We start from the raw sequence: 18751 nt of genomic DNA, 5'->3' as shown, positions 1-18751 counted from the left end.
TCACAGGAAAAATTATGCAATCTTTTGATGTGGTTATTGCCGGTGGTGGCATGGTTGGCTTAGCGTTGGCCTGCGGATTACAAGGCAGCGGGCTGCGGGTTGCGGTGCTGGAGAGCCAGCAGCCGGATCTCAACTCGGCCTTACCTGAACAGCCTGGCCTGCGCGTATCGGCGATCAACGCCGCCAGCGAACGTTTGCTTAAGCACGTCGGCGCATGGGGAAATATCATGGCGCAACGTGCTAATGCTTATCAGGGCATGGAAGTCTGGGACCGCGACAGTTTCGGAAAAATCGCCTTCCGCAGCGAAGAGTATGGCTTCAGCCATCTCGGCCATATCATTGAAAATCAGGTGATTCATCGCGCTCTGTGGCAGAAAGCGGCGCAGTCGTCAGACATTACTTTGCTGGCTCCCGCGACGCTGAAAAACGTCGCCTGGGGCGAGAACGAGGCTTTTATCACGTTGACTGATGATCGCCAGCTTAGTGCCCGTTTGGTGGTGGGAGCGGATGGTGCTCAGTCATGGTTGCGTCAGCATGCCGACATCCCGCTAACCTTCTGGGATTACCGCCATCATGCGCTGGTAGCGACTATCCGCACCGCTGAGCCGCATCAATCGGTGGCGCGTCAGGTATTTCATGGCAAGGGTATTCTGGCGTTTCTGCCACTGGCCGATGCGCATCTGTCGTCTATCGTCTGGTCAGTCTCACCGGATGAAGCGCAGCGTCTGGCCGGGTTGCCGGATGAAGCGTTCAACAAAATACTCGCCGCCACTTTTGACCTGCGCCTCGGCGTTTGTCAGGTTGAGAGCGAGCGTCAGACTTTCCCACTGACGGGCCGCTATGCGCGCAGTTTTGCAGCCCAGCGTCTGGCGTTGGTGGGCGACGCCGCGCATACCGTGCATCCGCTGGCAGGTCAGGGCGTCAATCTTGGCTTTATGGATGCCGCCGAACTGGCTTCTGAAATCAAGCGCCTGCAACGCGAAGGCAAGGATTTCGGCCAGCATATGTATTTGCGCCGCTACGAGCGCCGCCGCAAACACAGCGCCGCGCTGATGTTGGCGGGTATGCAGGGCTTCCGTGAGCTATTCAATGGTGAGCATCCGGCCAAAAAATTGCTGCGCGATATCGGTCTGACGCTGGCCGATTCCCTGCCGGGCGTTAAGCCAAAACTGGTTCGTCAGGCGATGGGCCTGAATGATTTACCAGAATGGTTGCAGGAAGATTCGCTTCGATTGAAATAATCTAATTCCAGATACATTTTTGCATTACATTTTTTAATGCGAGGCCAGAGTTCTCATTCTGCAAATGGTGAGAAATCTTGCCTTCACGTTATATAACATCGATATTTTGGTGGTTCATTTGTAGGTTTTGCGCCACAAACCCCATTTTTCCAGTCAAAAACTCTGCACAATCCCCCTAAGACGTTCCTGACTTTTACTCACTCTGCATATTTTATCTTATGGTTAGCGGACGTCTTCAGTGATAAGTTCAGATAAAAGGTATCGTTTGCGCTTCCTGTCATCAGGCAGCCTTTTCGTCATGAGGGATAAGATGGTTAAGCAGACTCAGCTCTATGAACAACACGTTGCGTGCGGTGCGCGTATGGTCGATTTCCACGGCTGGATGATGCCGTTGCACTACGGTTCACAACTGGATGAGCATCATAATGTGCGTCAGGACGCCGGTATGTTTGACGTCTCGCACATGACCATCGTCGATTTGCACGGTGCCCGTACCCGTGAATTTCTGCGTTATCTGGTGGCCAACGATGTTGCCAAACTGACCGTTCCTGGCAAAGCGCTTTACACCGGCATGCTCAATGCCTCCGGTGGCGTGATTGATGACCTGATCATCTACTTCCTGACTGAAGACTATTTCCGCCTGGTAGTGAACTCCGCCACCCGCGAGAAAGATCTGGCATGGATTTCGCAACATGCCAAGACCTACCACATCGAATTGACCGTCCGTGACGATCTGGCGCTGATCGCCGTTCAGGGACCGCAGGCCAAAAAGAAAGCTGAAACCCTGTTTACCGACGCACAAAAAACGGCTGTTGCGGGTATGAAGCCGTTCTTCGGCGTGCAGGCGGGTGACTTATTTATCGCCACCACCGGTTATACCGGCGAAGCGGGCTACGAAATTGCCTTACCGCAGGAACAGGCGGCGGATTTCTGGCAAAAACTGCTGGCGGCGGGCGTGAAACCTGCCGGTCTGGGCGCACGCGACACGTTGCGTCTCGAAGCAGGCATGAACCTTTACGGTCAGGAGATGGACGAAAGCATTTCCCCACTGTCGGCCAATATGGGCTGGACCATCGCCTGGACACCGGAAGACCGTGATTTTATTGGCCGTGCTGCGTTGGAAAGACAGCGAGAGCAAGGCACAGAACAGCTGGTTGGCTTGATCATGACCGAAAAAGGCGTATTACGTAATGAGCTGCCGGTGCATTTCACTGATGCAGCAGGTAACGCGCAGGAAGGCATTATTACCAGCGGATCATTCTCGCCGACGCTGGGCTATAGCATTGCACTGGCCCGGGTTCCGGCCGGTATCGGCGAACACGCCGTGGTGCAAATCCGTAACCGTGAGATGCCGGTGAAAGTGACCAAACCCGGTTTTGTGCGTAACGGAAAACCGCTGGCACAATAACAAATTTGTCATCGTCAGTTAGCCAACAAACACTTATTTCAATACCCGGAGTCATTCGAACGAAGGATGAAGGGGATTTAGGAGAAAATTATGAGCAACGTTCCAGCAGAACTGAAATACGCCGCATCACACGAATGGGTACGTTCAGAAGGCAACGGCGTTTACACCGTTGGTATTACCGAACATGCACAAGAACTACTGGGCGACATGGTGTTTGTTGACCTGCCAGAAGTCGGCCGTGAAGTGACCGCCGGTGAAGATTGCGCCGTGGCTGAATCCGTCAAAGCGGCTTCTGACATTTACTCGCCAATCAGCGGTGAAATCATTGCCATTAACAGCGAGCTGGAAGGTTCCCCAGAGCTGGTAAACAGCGCGCCTTACGGCGACGGTTTCCTGTTCCAGATTAAAGCCTCCGACGAAACAGAGATCGCCAAACTGCTTGATGCAGGGGCGTATGCCGCTTCTGTAGACGAATAAGTAGAACCGCCCCGCAACCCGTTCGTGGGGCGTATTCAAGACCCGTAGCTTTTGTCAGTATCCCAAGACACCTCCAGCAGATTTCAGGAATGCGTAGCAAATGACTCAGACTCTCAGCCAACTCGAACACAGCGAAGCGTTTATCGGCCGTCACATCGGTCCGTCTTCCCAGCAGCAACAGCAAATGCTGGAGGCGGTCGGTGCAGACTCGTTAAATGCCCTGATCCAGCAAATTGTGCCGGTCGATATCCAGTTGCCGGGGCCACCCGCAGTGGGTGATGCGGTAACAGAACATCAGGCGCTGGCTGAGCTGAAAGCCATTGCCAGTCAGAACCAACGCTATAAATCCTATATCGGTATGGGATATACCGCCGTGTTGATGCCACCGGTTATCCAGCGCAATATGCTGGAAAATCCGGGCTGGTACACCGCATATACCCCGTATCAACCCGAAGTGTCACAGGGTCGTCTGGAATCTTTGCTGAACTTCCAGCAACTGACGCTCGACCTGACCGGCCTGGATCTGGCTTCTGCCTCTTTGCTCGACGAAGCGACTGCGGCTGCCGAAGCCATGGCACTGGCAAAACGCGCCAGTAAACTGAAGAATGCCAACCGCTTCTTCGTGGCTGACGACGTGCATCCGCAAACGCTGGACGTGGTGCGAACCCGCGCCGAGACTTTCGGTTTCGACATCATTGTTGATAAAGCAGAAAAGGTACTCGAGCTGGAAGGTGTGTTCGGCGTGCTATTGCAGCAGGTCGGTACCACCGGTGAAGTTCACGACTACCGCGCCCTGCTGGCGGAGCTGAAATCCCGCAAAATTATTACCAGCGTTGCTGCCGACATGATGGCATTAGTGCTGCTGGCCGCTCCCGGAACTCAGGGTGCTGACGTGGTGTTTGGTTCTGCACAACGTTTCGGCGTGCCGATGGGCTACGGCGGCCCGCACGCGGCCTTCTTCGCCTGCATTGACGAATTCAAACGCTCTATGCCGGGCCGTATCATTGGGGTTTCCCGTGATGCCGCCGGTAACACGGCCCTGCGCATGGCGATGCAGACCCGCGAACAGCATATCCGCCGCGAGAAAGCCAACTCCAACATCTGTACTTCTCAGGTACTGCTGGCTAATATTGCCAGCCTGTATGCGGTATTCCACGGTCCTGAAGGCCTGAAACGCATTGCATCACGCATTCACCGTCTGACCGACATTCTGGCCACTGGCCTGAAACAGGGCGGTTTGACCCTGCGTCACAGTACCTGGTTTGATACGCTGACCGTGGAAGTGAAAGACAAAGCCGCCGTGCTGGAACGCGCGCTGAGCTTCGGCCTGAATCTGCGGACTGACATTCACGGGGCAGTCGGTATCACGCTCGACGAAGCCACCTCGCGTGAAGACGTACAGGTTCTGTTTGCTGCTCTGCTGGGTGATGACAACGGTCTGGGCATCGACACGCTGGACAAAATCGCGTCGACTGACAGCAATGCCATTCCTGCGGCGATGCTGCGTATCGAGCCGATCCTCACCCATCCGGTGTTCAATCAATACCACAGTGAAACCGAGATGATGCGTTACATGCACCGTCTGGAAAAAAAGGATCTGGCGCTGAATCAGGCCATGATCCCGCTGGGTTCCTGCACCATGAAACTGAACGCTGCCGCCGAGATGATGCCAATCACCTGGCCAGAATTCGCTGACCTGCACCCGTTCTGCCCGACTGAACAGGCAGGCGGCTATCAGCAAATGATCGGCCAGCTGTCACAGTGGCTGGTGCAGCTGACCGGTTATGACGCCGTTTGTATGCAGCCGAACTCCGGCGCGCAGGGCGAATATGCGGGCCTGCTGGCGATCCGTCGTTACCACGAAAGCCGTAACGAAAGCAGTCGCCACATCTGCCTGATCCCAAGTTCTGCGCACGGTACCAACCCGGCATCTGCCCAGATGGCGAGCATGAGCGTGGTGGTGGTGGCCTGTGACAAACAGGGCAACATTGATCTGAACGATCTGCGTGAAAAAGCGGCACAGGCGGGAGATGAACTCTCTTGCATCATGGTGACCTACCCGTCAACGCACGGCGTTTACGAAGAAACCATCCGCGAAGTCTGCCAGATTGTTCATCAGTACGGCGGTCAGGTTTACCTTGATGGCGCGAACATGAATGCCCAGGTCGGCATTACTACGCCGGGCTACATCGGTGCGGACGTTTCGCACCTTAACTTGCATAAAACGTTCTGTATCCCACACGGCGGCGGCGGTCCGGGCATGGGCCCTATCGGCGTAAAAGCGCATCTGGCTCCGTTTGTTCCGGGCCACAGCGTAGTGCAGATTGACGGTGTGCTGACGCAAAATGGTGCAGTTTCTGCGGCACCGTTCGGCAGCGCATCGATTCTGCCCATCAGCTGGATGTACATTCGCATGATGGGGGCTGAAGGTCTGAAGCAGGCGAGCCAGGTGGCGATTCTGAATGCCAACTACATTGCGACTCGTTTGAAAGACGCTTTTCCGGTGCTGTACACCGGTCGCGATGGCCGCGTGGCGCATGAATGTATTCTGGACATCCGTCCGCTGAAAGAAGCCACCGGCATCACCGAAATGGACATCGCCAAACGCCTGATCGATTTCGGTTTCCACGCGCCAACCATGTCATTCCCGGTGGCGGGTACGCTGATGGTTGAACCGACAGAGTCTGAGAGCAAAGTAGAAATCGACCGCTTTGTCGATGCGTTGCTGGCAATCCGCGCTGAAATCGACCGCGTTGCCAAAGGTGAATGGCCACTGGAAGACAACCCGCTGGTCAACGCGCCACACGTACAGGCAGAACTGGTCAGCGAGTGGTCACACCCGTACAGTCGTGAACTGGCAGTATTCCCGGCTGGCAGTGATAACAAATACTGGCCGGCGGTGAAGCGTCTCGATGACGTTTACGGCGACAGAAACCTGTTCTGTTCATGTGTACCGATCGGGGATTACGAGTAAGACTCGTTGTTTAGCTGAGGCCGCAGCTAATGGCGGCTTTTGCTAATCACGTCACAACCAACGTCAAAACCGTGGGCGTCGGCCCACACCGACCAGAGACCCGCTATCGCGCGGGCCTCTGGACTCCGCGCTCTATTCACGGCGTGCTACCGCTTGCTGGCAATGTTTCAGCTACACCCGTTATTGCCGCGAAAGCTTGCCGCGGCGCGGTTCCCTCTCTCGGTCTTCGAGCCTCTGGTCTCGAAGCCGCTCCGTTCGGCAAGCTTTCTGAAAGCGGCCACTGGCTTTTAATTCCCAACCTCGCTATCTCTGATTAAAACAAACCAAAACACGCACTAAGAATTCAAAGGTAATCTGTTTCTGCTTTTCAAAAAGGTGAGATGGCGCGCTCAAAAATCTTGCTGAACGGAGCGGGCTGGAGACCCAAGGCTCCAGCACCGAGTGAAGGCACCGCGCAGCGGCAGGGTTTTGCGCCACCCGCCGGAGTACCAGAATACGTCCATCGTTCCAGCGGTAGCGCTTGTTTTAAAAAACGCGGGAGTCCAGAGGGAGAAGATTTATTCTCCCTCTGGTCGGTGTGGGCCGACGCCCACGACCTTGACCTTAAGGCCGGTTTGGGTGGCAACCCAAGGTCTTGATGTTGAATTTAAACTACAATTTGCTCACTTTCCCGAAAGGAGTCCCCTATGAAAATAGCACTCGTCACCGGCGCAAGCCGCGGCATCGGTCGTGCCACGGCGATATTACTCGCCGAACAAGGTTACGCCGTCGGTGTCAACTATGTCAGTAATCAAGCCGCCGCGCAGGCCGTTGTCGAAGAAATCACTGCCAATGGCGGCACCGCCATCGCTCTCCAGGCCGATATCGCCGATGAGGCGCAGGTGGTGGCGATGTTCAAACGCTTGGGCGAAGAACTCGGTCCGCTTACCGCGCTGGTCAATAATGCCGGGATCTTATTCCAGCAATCGACGATCGAAAATCTGACTGCCGATCGCATCAATAAAACGCTTTCCACTAATGTCACTGGCTATTTTCTGTGTTGCCGAGAAGCGGTGAAAATCATGTCGCATCGCCATGGCGGAAAGGGCGGAGCGATTGTGAATGTTTCCTCGGCGGCCTCCCGTCTGGGGGCGCCGGGTGAATATGTGGATTACGCGGCATCGAAAGGCGCGGTTGATACTCTTACCACCGGTCTGGCACTGGAAGTGGCGGCCTACGGTATACGTGTTAACTGCGTGCGCCCCGGTTTAATCTACACCGACATCCACGCCAGCGGCGGTGAGCCTGGGCGGGTGGATCGTCTGAAGGCCAATCTGCCGATGCAGCGCGGCGGCCAGCCAGAGGAAGTGGCGCAGGCCATTGCCTGGCTGCTGTCAGAGTCAGCCTCTTACGTCACCGGCAGTTTTATTGAGCTGGCGGGCGGCAAGTAAACTCCGTCTCCTTTCTTTTCAAAGCGCCTGCGGGCGCTTTTTTATGTCAAAACGGTCACATACACATAAACGGTCATTTTCGGGCAATCTTCGAATCGTGGATTTGTGACCGTTTGCTGAAATCCCACGGTGCGTTTGCACATCAAATGACGATTTAATGCCGTTCCCGCCACAGATCCAAACTTTAACATTTCATCTTCTCTCATATTTTCGTGACAACTATCACATGACCAGCGCAACGCCAAGAGTGCGCGGTCGCCTTTGAGGCACCCCGCATTCCGCTTGCTGCGGTCTGCGTATCCTATTGAATACCGGGAAGAGGAAAAATCATGCTGCCTGTAGAACGTCATCGCTATATCACCGAAGTCCTTGCTCAGAGAGGGCGCGTGCTGGTGCAGGAAGTGGCTGCTCTATGCAATATCTCTCTGGAAACGGCGCGGCGGGATTTAGCGCTGCTGGAAAAGCGCGGAATGTTATTACGCAGTCACGGCGGAGCGGTATTTGTTGAACATCAACTGGCCGAGAAGCACTACGTTCCCTCGCAAATTGAGCAGGGGGAATCTTTCCGCGATCGCAGCAACCAATCGCCGGACAGCAAAACCCGCATTGCTAAACGCGCTTTACAGCTGATCAACGCCGGAGATTGTCTGCTGCTCGACAGCAGTTCCAGCAGTTGGTTTCTGGCCCGACAGTTGCCAGATATTCCGCTGGTGGTGCTGACCAACTCGTTACACATCATCCAGACGCTTGCGGTGAAAGCCAACGTCAGGACCATCGGCCTCGGTGGGGAGTACTCGGCCAAGTACGAAGATTTTATCGGTATTTATGCCGAACAGATGTTGAAAGAGTTCGTCATCAACAAAGTGTTTTTTTCCTGTCACGGCATCAGCCACGAAGGGGGAATACGAGAAAGTAACGAGCATCATGCACGGCTGAAGCAACAAATGTTGCTCTCCTCAGAACATAAAATTTTGTTGGCGGATGCCAGCAAATTCGGACGCCGCTCCTTTGCGCGCATCTGCCACTACCGGGAAATAGACACACTGATCACTGACTATCTGGATGATGAGGAATTTAGGCAGGAACTGGCCTGGAGCAACGTCAACGTGATTGAAGTTGCCCCTTTACCCCTACAAAAGAAAACCAAAAACAGCCGCGGCGCAGCCTCATAACCGACCGCGAAAAAATTGAACATCTGTGGAGAAATACCATGAAAAAGTCTGTACTCGCCTGCTTGTTCGCTTCCGCTCTGTTATCCGTATCGGCGACGCATGCTGCTGACAAAATCCGCATGGGCGTGGTGGTGAAAGTGGGCGGCAACGCCTGGTTCAACGCCATGGAAGTCGGCATCAAAAACGAAGCAGCGAAACGCGGCATTGATGCCTGGCAGGTCGGCCCTACCAGTGCAGACCCGGCTTTGCAGGTTCGCGCTATTGAGGATTTGATCGCCCAGAAAGTGGACGTCATCGGCGTGGTGCCAAACGATGCACAAGTGCTGGAACCGGTGCTTAAGCGCGCCCGCGACGCGGGGATTAAAGTCATCGTGCATGAATCGCCGAATCAGAAATACGCCAACTGGGATTTCGAAATGGTCGACGCCACTCAGCTCGGTATCAACCACATGATTGCTCTGGCCAAATGTATGAAGGAGCAGGGGGGTTATGCCGTATATGTCGGCAGTCTGACGGTGCCTTTGCATCAGAAATGGGCTGACGCGGCGGTTAATTATCAGAAAGAACACTATCCGAATATGCATCAGGTGGGTGACAAATTTGGCGTGGGTGAATCTCTCGATGACACCATTCGTACGACCAATGACCTGATGTCAAAAGACCCGAACCTCAAAGGCATTCTGGCGATTGGTTCTCAAGGTCCGATCGGTGCCGGACGCGCGGTGCAGAACCGTGGCAAAAATGGCGAGATCTGCGTCTTCGGATCATTCAGTCCTGGCCAGGGCGCGTCGCTGGTGAAAAGCGGTGCCATTAACGGCGGCTACATCTGGAACCCGATGGTGGCTGGTGAAGTCTTCGTGCGAATCGCTGACATGATGGAAAAGGGCACACCGATCACCGATGGCATGGACATAGAAGGCATGGGCAAGGTGAAAGTTGACGACGCGACGCACACCATCCTTGGCAATAAAACCGAAAGTCTCGACAAGGCTAACCTGCCGAAACTGATCAAAATGGGGCTGTGATCATGGCGATCTCCGAGGTTATCCAGACCACCCACTCACCGCTGATTGATGTGCAAAACCTGTCGGTCACCTTTGGCGGCCAGCGTGCACTCAATGCTATCTCCCTGCGGCTGATGCCCGGGGAAGTTCATTGCCTGGCGGGGACCAACGGCTGCGGAAAAAGCACGTTGATCAAGGTGATCTCGGGGGTCTATCAGCCGGATAACGGCTGCCAGATCACGCTGGGCGGGCAGACTTTCAGTAAGCTCAGCCCGGATCAGGCGCGTCAGTTTGGCATTCAGGTGATCTATCAGGATCTGGCGTTGTTCCCCAACCTTAGCGTGGCTGAAAATATTGCCTTCGACCATAACCTGCACGGGCTGATGGGCTGGTATCGGCCATCACGCCTGCGCGACACCGCCGAACACATTCTCAACGAACTGAATTATCAACTGGATCTCGACGCCAAGGTGGCGTCGTTACCCATCGCTCAGCGTCAGCAGGTCGCGATTTGCCGCGCGCTGGTGGCCGATGCCCGTCTGGTCATCATGGATGAACCCACCGCCTCGCTCACTCGCACCGAAGTCAATCAGCTGCTGCGCACCGTGCATTATCTGAAAAATAAAGGCATCAGTGTGGTGTTCGTCAGCCACCGTCTGGATGAAGTCCTGGAGATTTCCGACAGGGTGACGGTTATCCGTGACGGCAAAAAAGTCGGTACTTTCCCAGCGGCTGAAATCAGCAGCGAACGCCTTACCGAACTGATGACGCGTCTGAAACTCGATTACCACCTCAAAGCCGCCAACATGAATGACGAACGCATCATGCTGGAGGCCGACAAGCTCAGCCGCGCCGGTCAGTACCAGGACGTCAGCTTCAAGCTGCACGCCGGTGAAGTGCTTGGCCTGTGCGGCCTTCTTGGCTCGGGTCGCACTGAACTGGCGCTAAGCCTGTTTGGCATGACCAAACCCGACAGCGGCAAAATTTACCTCGACAGCAAGCCGGTGCGCTTTCGCGGGCATGAAGATGCGATCAAATCCGGTATCGGTTATGTCTCGGAAGATCGCCTGACGCTGGGGCTTATCCAGCAGCAGTCGGTGGGTGACAACACGGTACTGGCGATCATGGATCAGCTGCGCAGCCGTTTTCATCTGATCGACGAATACCGTAAGAACAAGATCATCCAGCAGTGGATCGAAAAACTGGGCGTCAAAGTGGCTAACCCCGATCAGGCGATCTCCACACTTTCCGGCGGTAACCAGCAAAAGATCGTGCTGGCGAAATGGGTGCTGACTCAGCCGAAGATCCTGATCCTTGATTCGCCGACCGTTGGCGTAGATGTCGGCGCTAAAGCCAGTATTTATCAGTTGATCCACCAACTGGCTGAAGAGGGTATTTCGATCCTGCTAATCTCCGACGAAGTACCGGAAGTCTACTTCAACTGCGACCGCGTTTTACACTTCAGCGAAGGCACCGTTAAAGGTGAATACCTGCCCGCCAACATCACTCAACAACAACTTGCGGAGGCGGTGAATGCTTAATCTGAATGGGTTACGTCCGGCCAGCACCGAAGGTTACTTAGCCTGGGTTTTGGTGGTGGTGATCGTCACCTTTACGCTGCTCAGCGACCAGTTCCTGACCCTACAAAACCTACTGGACCTGTCAGAAAGTTACGCGGTCAGCGGCATCTTTGCGCTCGGTCTGTTCGTGGTGCTGGTCACCGGCGGCATTGATATCTCTTTTGCCGCCGTTGCGTCGGTAGTGCAATACGCCATCGCCACACTGGCCATCCAATACGGCCTCTCAAGCCCTGGCGGCACTATTTTGCTGGCCATCCTCATCGGTTCACTGTTCGGCGTGATCAACGCCATTCTGATCTACTGCCTGCGTATTGTGTCGATCATCGTCACCATCAGTATGCAGTCGTTGCTGTTCGGCATGCTGATGTGGCTGACCAACGGCACCAGCTTGTATGACCTGCCGGAGTGGCTGGTGACACCGTTGCAGGTACTGCCATTTAACGTCGGCACCCAGCACTATCAGATTGGTTTACCGCTGGTGGTGATGCTTGGGGTCGCCGGACTGACCTGGTTGCTTCTGAATAAAACCCATCTTGGCCGTCAGCTGTTTGCGGTAGGGGGTGATCAGGAATCAGCGCGGCGCATTGGGATACGCGTTGGCGTGTTGCATCTGTTTGCCTACGGTTATCTCGGTGCCATGGCGGCCATTGGCGGGTTGGTGCAGGTTTATCGCGTCGGTGAAGTGGTGCCTAACGCGCTGGTCGGCGGTGAGCTGGATGTATTGGCCGCCGCAGTGCTCGGCGGTGCCAGTCTGAACGGTGGCAAAGGCAGCGTTGGAGGCACACTGATGGGCGTATTTCTGATTGGCCTGCTCAAGAACGGCCTGAACCTGATTGGCGTTTCCAACTACTTCATGAACATCGTGATCGGCGTGGTGATCATGGTTGCTATCACCGTGACCCACTACAAAAAACGCAAAGAAACCGATGTCGGTTTCGCCTGAGGAACCTTGTCATGTTAACTAAAACCAAACGTCTGAAGACGAAACCGCTGACGATAAAGACCGATAGCAACGGCCTGCGTTTCACGTTTAGCAATATGAAAATCGACCGCACCACGCTGAGCTTAAGCCTGCTGCTGGTGGTGGTGATCGCCGGTTTCAGTCTGGCGATGCCGGGGCGTTTTTTCAGTCACTCTACTTTTATGAGCGTCGCTTTCCAACTGCCAGAACTTGGCCTCCTGACACTGGCGATGTTTATTCCGATCCTCAGCGGTGGGCTGAATCTGTGCATTATCGCCACCTCTAATCTGACCAGCCTGCTGATGGCTTGGGTATTTCTCACCTGGTTGCCGCCGGAGGCCAGTCTGGCGCTTCAGGCTGTGTGGCTGACGGTGGCACTGATCGGTGCAATGATCCTGGCGATCGCCATCGGTATGCTGACTGGTGCGCTGGTGGCCTATGTTGGTGCGCATCCGATTCTGGTGACGCTGGCGACCATGACCACGGTAAACGGCATCGGCATCTACCTGTCACGCGGTGCGGCTATCAGTGGGATGCCTGACATCGTGCGTTACATCGGCGCAGATACTCTGCTGGGCATTCCGGTACCGCTGATCGTTTTCCTTTTCACGGCAGTACTGATTGCGGTGTTTTTAGAGCGTACCCGCCTTGGGAAATACATCTACATGAGCGGCAGCAACATTAATGCCACCCATTTTAGCGGCGTGAATACCCATCGTGTGCTGATCGCCATCTATGTACTTTCAAGCATGCTGTGCGTCATTGCCGGACTGGTGATGATGGCACGCTTTAACTCGGCGCGAATGGGTTATGGCGACTCCTACCTGTTGTTGACCGTGTTGGCGATCATTTTAGGTGGCACCGACCCGTTCGGCGGCTTTGGGCGCGTAACTGGGGTGGTGCTGTCGCTGATTGTTTTACAGGTGATATCAACCGGCCTGAACCTGCTCAACGTCAGCCCGCACTTTAGCCTGGCGATGTGGGGCGCAGTGCTGATTTTGGTGCTGGCACTGAAGTTCTTCCGCAATCGCTTCATACAAAAACGGGCAGGGCGCATGAGCGCTGCCAAAGCGCGGGCCGCACAACCCTGAGCCTTATCTGGCTAAGCCAATTTCTCCTACTCTCTGAAACCCAGGAACAGATCATGGAATACAAAATTTCTCCGTCGCTGATGTGCATGAGCCTGATCGACATCAAACATCAACTGGCGGTGCTTAATCGCCGGGCTGACATGTTGCACATCGACATCATGGATGGTCACTACGTCAAAAATATCACTCTGTCACCGTTCTTCATCGAACAGATCCGGCCGCATACGCCGCTGGTGCTTGACGTGCATATGATGGTGGAAAACCCGACCGACTTTATCGAACCGATTGCCAAAGCGGGTGCCGACTACATCTGCCCTCACGCCGAAACCATCAACCGCGATGCATTCCGGGTGATCAATCTGATCCGCTCGCTCGGTAAGAAAGTCGGTGTGGTGTTGAACCCGGCAACGCCGGTGGAGTTCATCCAGCATTACATTCATCTGCTGGATAAAATCACCGTGATGACGGTCGATCCGGGCTACGCCGGGCAGCCGTTTATCCCGGAGATGCTGCATAAAATTGCTCAGTTGCGTGACCTCAAACAGCAGAAAGATTATCGCTACCTGATCGAGATCGACGGCTCCTGCAATATCAATACTTATCAGAATTTGGTGGAAGCAGGCGCAGAAGTGTTGATCGTCGGCAGTTCCGGTTTATTCAACCTGGATAAAGATTTGGACAGCGCCTGGGACAAAATGCTCGACCAGATGCGTCAGGCGCGTCAGGCAGCCTGAGGACAGGAGAAGCTATGCAGCATTTTCTCGGCGTGGACATCGGCGGTACCAATACGCGGCTGATACTGATGAATGACCAGCAGGAATTTCACTACTACCAGAAGGTGGCGACCGCATCATGGGCCCGACTGGACGATCCGTTGGGTGGTCTGGAACAGGTGATTGCTGCTTATTTGCAGGGAAGTGAGGTTGAAGTCGCGGGGGGGATGTTGGGGCTGCCGGGGATCCTTTCCCGCGACCGCAACACCGTGCTGTCGCTGCCGTTTATTCCGGCGCTGGACAATCAGCCGGTCACCCAGCAACTCTCCGCCAGACTTGGGTTGCCGGTGAACATGGATAAAGACGTTAACCATTTGATGTGGTGGGATTTAACTCGCCTCGACGTGCTGCCTGACGTGGCGGTCGGCGTTTACCTCGGCACCGGTTTTGGCAACAGTCTGTGGTTGAATAACGATTTTTACCACGGCGCGCACGGTGGTGCCGGAGAGATCGGCCATATTCCGCTCAAAGACAATCTGTTGCTTTGCCCCTGCGGTAAAACCGGCTGTGTGGAAACGCTGACATCCGGCAATTGGCTGACCGGTTGGGCAAAGCAGCATGTGCCGCAGACCGCGCTGGCCGACCTGTTCGTCAGCCATGTGACACATCCGGATCTGCTGGAGTTTGTCGAACGTCTGGCGCGAACCATCGCCAGTGAAATGAACATTCTTGACCCTCAATATCTGGTGCTGGGTGGCGGCGTACTGGCGATGCAGGGCTTTCCGTTGGCACAACTGGAGCGACTTATCCGCTCACATTTACGCAGTCCACATCCGGCTAATGGGCTGACTATTGTCATCAGCAGCATCTCTGATGAGACCGGTTGTCGCGGGGCCTGTTTGGCGGCGCAGCGATGTTTTCAACAGGATCCTTCGATGCAGCCACCATCAATACCAGCACGGCATTTATCTTTCAGGAGAAAGGCATGAACAAGGGCAAAGTGTGTGTGTTTGGATCGTTCAACCTGGATATTGTCGCCGGAATGAGCCGTTTCCCACAGCCGGGTGAATCGCTTATTGCCCGAAACAGCATGATGGGCGCGGGCGGCAAAGGGGCCAATCAGGCCGTTGCCGCTCTGCGTGCCGGAGCACGAGTGCATTACATCGGTAAAGTGGGCCGCGATGACTTCGGCATGTTCGCCCGCCGCCATCTTGACAGCGCCGGTTTTGACGCAGTGACGCTTTTTTCCACTGCCGAATACCCGACCGGCAACGCACTGATCTATGTCGCCGGTGCGGATGCTGAAAATATGATTGCTGTTGATCCGGGTGCCAATCTGACCGTGACCGATGATGAAGTCGAGCAGTGTCGGCCAGCGATTGCCGCGGCGGATATTCTGCTGACCCAGCTGGAAAATAATCTGCCAGCGATTGAAAAGCTGATTGGTATCGCCAAAGAGAATGGGACTTACATTATTCTCAATCCCGCGCCGTTCCAGCCGGTGTCTGACAGCCTGCTGGCGCAGGTTGATTTACTCACGCCGAATGCTACCGAGTGCACACTGCTGACCGGCATCCAGGTTAATGATGTCCCTTCGGCCCAACGGGCCGCCCACGCGCTGCATGCCAAAGGCATTCAGGCTTTGATCATCACACTCGGTACGCAGGGCGCATTACTTTCAGTAAAGGGTAAAACGCAGTTGATTGCCGTCTGTCCGGCGGTGCCAGTTGATACCACCGGCGCCGGCGATGCCTTCAACGGCGCACTGGCCGCTCAACTCGCCGCTGGTGTTACCCTCAGTGATGCAGCACAGTTTGCTTCAGCCTATGCCTCTGTTTGTGTAGAACGTGCGGGTGCCGCGGCGTCAATGCCGACCTACGAGGAGGCGAGGGAAAGGATGAAGGTGGCGGTGGCGTGAATCAATGTTGGGTTTGCTCCCTCCCCCTGGAAAGGGGAGGGAGCAAACCCAACTCACACTTTGTTCAGTAACATTCGCCTTGTTTTCATACAAAAAACATCACCGGACTGCCACCGAACTGACATAAAAAACGCTTAGGGTAAGCGACTGGTTTGACTGACCGGAAAGAAAAGATGCGCCGTTCGCTGTTCCCTTATTTTGTTCTGCTGCCCACCCTGATTTTTTTGTTTTTATTCACCTATTACCCACTATTTCAGTCGGCGATGGACAGTCTGTACGACAGCCGTCTGAACTCTGATGCGCCGCCGTTTGCCGGTTTACAGAATTATGTCCGGCTGCTGCAGGACAACGTATTCTGGCGCGCGCTGCTGAATAACCTCGCTTATATCCTGATGACGGTGATCCCCGGCATTGTGCTGGCGTTACTGCTGGCGGTGGCGCTGTGGGAAAACACCTCACTCAATCGCTGGCTGCGTACCGCGTTCTTCTTCCCGATGATTATCCCACTGGTCAGTGCTGCCACGCTGTGGCTGTTCATATTTATGCCGGGTATGGGCCTGCTGGATTATTACCTGGCGAAAATCTTCGGGCCGATGAACAACAACTATCTCGGGATGAGTGACAGCGCGCTGATTGCGCTGAGCGTGATTGGCGTGTGGAAATTCGCTGGTTATTACATGCTGTTTTTCCTCGCCGGATTACAGTCGATTCCTGCATCTGCGCGAGAAGCCGCCATCATGGAAGGCGCATCGCCCATGCAGACTTTTTTCTACGTCACGCTGTCGCTGCTGCGCCCGACCATCAGTTTTGTCGTCACCATCGCGCTGATTTACGCCATTACCCAAATTGACCACGTGCCGGTGATGACGCAAGGCGGACCTAACAATGCCACCACCGTGATGTTGTATTACATCCAGAGTCTCGCCAACGACACCCATGATTTAGGCAAAGCCTCGGCGGCAACCTTTCTGACGCTGGTGCTGCTGTTTGGGTTCTCGGTGATGAACCTGCGAGTGCTGGAAAGAGGGGCGCACTATGAGCGTTGAAACGTCGGAAAATCTGCGGGTAACGGCGGCAAAATCGCGCAGTCGTGCGCCCTCTTTGTTATTACGGGGCGCACGCCGCTCTACGCTGCCGGTATTGCTGATATGCGCCGCATTGCTGTGGATCGCCCCTTTTATCTGGATGATTTCAGCCGCCTTTAGTGCAAGCAGTTTTGGGCCGGGGATGGCCTCTGTATTGCCTCGTTTTCCGCTGACCTTGCAAAACTTCCGCGATGCCTGGGAGAGCGCCGACTGGCTGCGGCTTTACGCGAATACTATTTTCTTCTCTTTCGGCACCTTTCTGGTTCAGTTGGTGACTATCACGACTGCTGGCTATGTCTTCGCCTATCACGAATTTCGCGGCAAACAGACGTTGTTCTACCTGCTGCTGATCCAGCTCATGATCATGCCGGTCATCATGATGGTGCCGAACATGATGATCCTCAAACAGTTCGGCCTGCTCAATACCCTTACCGGCGTGATGATGCCTTACTTTGCCTCGGCGTTTGGCGTGTTTCTGATGCGTCAGGCGTTCCTCAGTATCCCACGTGAAATAGAAGAAGCCGCATTGATGGAGGGTTGCCGTTGGTGGCAGGTGGTGTTCCGCGTGTTAATTCCGATGTCGTGGCCGGCGATTCTGGCTTTCGCCACAGTCAGTATTACCTACCACTGGAACGAATATCTTTGGCCGCTGATGGTGCTTAACGACCCGGATAAACAGGTGCTGACCGTCGGGCTGGTGTCGTTTGCGATGGGTGCGGAGTCTGGCGGGCAGTGGGGACTTATCACCGCCGGTACATTAATGGTCTGTCTGCCGCTAATGCTGGCGTTCATTATTTTTCAGAAACAGTTTCTTAAAAGCTTCGGTTTTTCAGGCATTAAATAAACCGTCATTGAATAAAGAGGTTACCGATGTTTCTCGCACAAATTTCCGATATGCATTTTCGCAGTGAAGGCCGCAAGTTGTATGACTTTATCGACGTCAACGCCTGTAATGCGGAGGTGGTCAATCAGCTGAATGCGCTGGAAGAGCAACCTGATGCCGTGGTGATCACCGGTGACATCGTGAACTGCGGGTTGGCTCAGGAGTATCGGGTGGCGCGCCGCATTTTGCAGAACCTGCACTACCCGCTATACGTCATTCCCGGTAATCACGATAACAAGGCTCAGTTTCTGGAAGCGTTGTATCCATTGTGCCCACATCTCGGTAAGGACCCGAAAAATATGCACTATGCGGTGGATGATTTCGACATGCGATTGCTGTTTATCGACAGCAGTCTGGCGGGGGAATCGAAAGGGTTCCTGACACCTGAAACGCTTTCCTGGCTGGAAGCGCAGCTTGAGGAGGGCGGAGACAAACCGACGGCCGTATTTATGCATCATCCGCCGGTGAAGGTCGGTTCGGCGCAGATGGACGCGATCTCTTGCGAGAACGGTGACGAACTGCTGGCGCTGATTGACCGTTTCCCGGCGCTGTGCCGTGTTTTCTGTGGACATACCCATCGGCTGATTTTCACCCAATATAAGCAGGCGATCATCACGACCATTCCAGGGACTGTCCATCAGGTCCCTTACTATCATCACAATCCCGCACCGTTTTATAATCTTGAACCCGCTGCCTGCGTGATGCACCGGCTGGTGGAGAAAACCGGCCTGGTCAGTTATTTGCATCCGTTGTCACAATATCCCGGGCCGTATCTCTACGACGCCGCCATTAGCTGCCCGGTGGATGACTAACT

The 18751-nt window shown here is 54.7% G+C and carries 16 protein-coding genes; all 16 read left to right on the top strand.

The features are described 5' to 3' along the window. The first annotated feature begins 14 nt into the window (after positions 1 to 14). The 16 genes from ubiI (at position 15) to ACMV8I_RS13990 (ending at position 18749) form a co-directional block, all read left to right on the top strand. Positions 15 to 1241 (top strand): FAD-dependent 2-octaprenylphenol hydroxylase, encoded by a 1227-nt coding sequence (gene ubiI / locus ACMV8I_RS14065; protein ID WP_498865831.1) that lies wholly within the window; start codon positions 15 to 17, stop codon positions 1239 to 1241. A gap of 310 nt (positions 1242 to 1551) precedes the next feature. Next, positions 1552 to 2649, top strand: a complete 1098-nt coding sequence (gcvT, locus tag ACMV8I_RS14060; RefSeq protein WP_498865830.1) for a glycine cleavage system aminomethyltransferase GcvT — start codon at positions 1552 to 1554, stop codon at positions 2647 to 2649. Positions 2650 to 2739: 90 nt separating this feature from the next. Next, on the top strand, positions 2740 to 3126 hold the full coding sequence (gene gcvH / locus ACMV8I_RS14055) for a glycine cleavage system protein GcvH (protein ID WP_498865829.1): 387 nt from the start codon (positions 2740 to 2742) through the stop codon (positions 3124 to 3126). A 100-nt stretch (positions 3127 to 3226) separates the two neighbouring features. Beyond that, positions 3227 to 6100: an aminomethyl-transferring glycine dehydrogenase gene (gene gcvP, locus ACMV8I_RS14050; protein ID WP_498865828.1), complete on the top strand. Its 2874-nt coding sequence runs from the start codon at positions 3227 to 3229 to the stop codon at positions 6098 to 6100. Between the two features lie 686 nt (positions 6101 to 6786). After that, positions 6787 to 7530: an SDR family oxidoreductase gene (locus tag ACMV8I_RS14045; RefSeq protein ID WP_498865827.1), complete on the top strand. Its 744-nt coding sequence runs from the start codon at positions 6787 to 6789 to the stop codon at positions 7528 to 7530. Between the two features lie 329 nt (positions 7531 to 7859). Next, entirely contained in the window at positions 7860 to 8702 is an 843-nt protein-coding gene (locus ACMV8I_RS14040) for a DeoR/GlpR family DNA-binding transcription regulator (protein WP_498865826.1), read from the top strand. A gap of 38 nt (positions 8703 to 8740) precedes the next feature. Continuing rightward, positions 8741 to 9727, top strand: a complete 987-nt coding sequence (locus ACMV8I_RS14035; protein ID WP_498865825.1) for a substrate-binding domain-containing protein — start codon at positions 8741 to 8743, stop codon at positions 9725 to 9727. A gap of 2 nt (positions 9728 to 9729) precedes the next feature. Continuing rightward, positions 9730 to 11247 (top strand): sugar ABC transporter ATP-binding protein, encoded by a 1518-nt coding sequence (locus ACMV8I_RS14030; RefSeq protein WP_498865824.1) that lies wholly within the window; start codon positions 9730 to 9732, stop codon positions 11245 to 11247. Then, positions 11240 to 12229: an ABC transporter permease gene (locus ACMV8I_RS14025; RefSeq protein WP_498865823.1), complete on the top strand. Its 990-nt coding sequence runs from the start codon at positions 11240 to 11242 to the stop codon at positions 12227 to 12229. The genes ACMV8I_RS14030 and ACMV8I_RS14025 overlap by 8 nt, the downstream gene beginning before the upstream one ends. 95 nt (positions 12230 to 12324) lie before the next feature. Further along, positions 12325 to 13338 carry an ABC transporter permease gene (locus tag ACMV8I_RS14020; protein ID WP_498865852.1) on the top strand — a complete coding sequence of 338 codons (1014 nt, stop codon included), beginning with the start codon at positions 12325 to 12327 and terminating at the stop codon, positions 13336 to 13338. 53 nt (positions 13339 to 13391) lie between these two features. After that, positions 13392 to 14072 carry a D-allulose 6-phosphate 3-epimerase gene (gene alsE, locus ACMV8I_RS14015; RefSeq protein ID WP_498865822.1) on the top strand — a complete coding sequence of 227 codons (681 nt, stop codon included), beginning with the start codon at positions 13392 to 13394 and terminating at the stop codon, positions 14070 to 14072. A 14-nt stretch (positions 14073 to 14086) separates the two neighbouring features. Then, positions 14087 to 15040 carry an allose kinase gene (gene alsK, locus ACMV8I_RS14010; protein WP_498865821.1) on the top strand — a complete coding sequence of 318 codons (954 nt, stop codon included), beginning with the start codon at positions 14087 to 14089 and terminating at the stop codon, positions 15038 to 15040. Beyond that, the gene (rbsK, locus tag ACMV8I_RS14005) at positions 15037 to 15969 is read left to right on the top strand and encodes a ribokinase (RefSeq protein ID WP_498865851.1); all 933 of its coding nucleotides are present in this window, start codon (positions 15037 to 15039) and stop codon (positions 15967 to 15969) included. Before alsK ends, rbsK begins: the two co-directional genes overlap by 4 nt. Before the next feature lie 173 nt (positions 15970 to 16142). Beyond that, on the top strand, positions 16143 to 17015 hold the full coding sequence (locus tag ACMV8I_RS14000) for a carbohydrate ABC transporter permease (protein ID WP_498865820.1): 873 nt from the start codon (positions 16143 to 16145) through the stop codon (positions 17013 to 17015). Then, positions 17005 to 17898: a carbohydrate ABC transporter permease gene (locus ACMV8I_RS13995; protein WP_498865819.1), complete on the top strand. Its 894-nt coding sequence runs from the start codon at positions 17005 to 17007 to the stop codon at positions 17896 to 17898. Before ACMV8I_RS14000 ends, ACMV8I_RS13995 begins: the two co-directional genes overlap by 11 nt. A gap of 26 nt (positions 17899 to 17924) precedes the next feature. Continuing rightward, entirely contained in the window at positions 17925 to 18749 is an 825-nt protein-coding gene (locus ACMV8I_RS13990; protein WP_498865818.1) for a phosphodiesterase, read from the top strand. Positions 18750 to 18751 lie beyond the last annotated feature (2 nt).

Source organism: Ewingella sp. S1.OA.A_B6 (genome assembly GCF_049889095.1).
In the GTDB taxonomy this organism is placed as follows: domain Bacteria; phylum Pseudomonadota; class Gammaproteobacteria; order Enterobacterales; family Enterobacteriaceae; genus Ewingella.
This window is presented reverse-complemented; position numbering and strand designations above follow the sequence as displayed.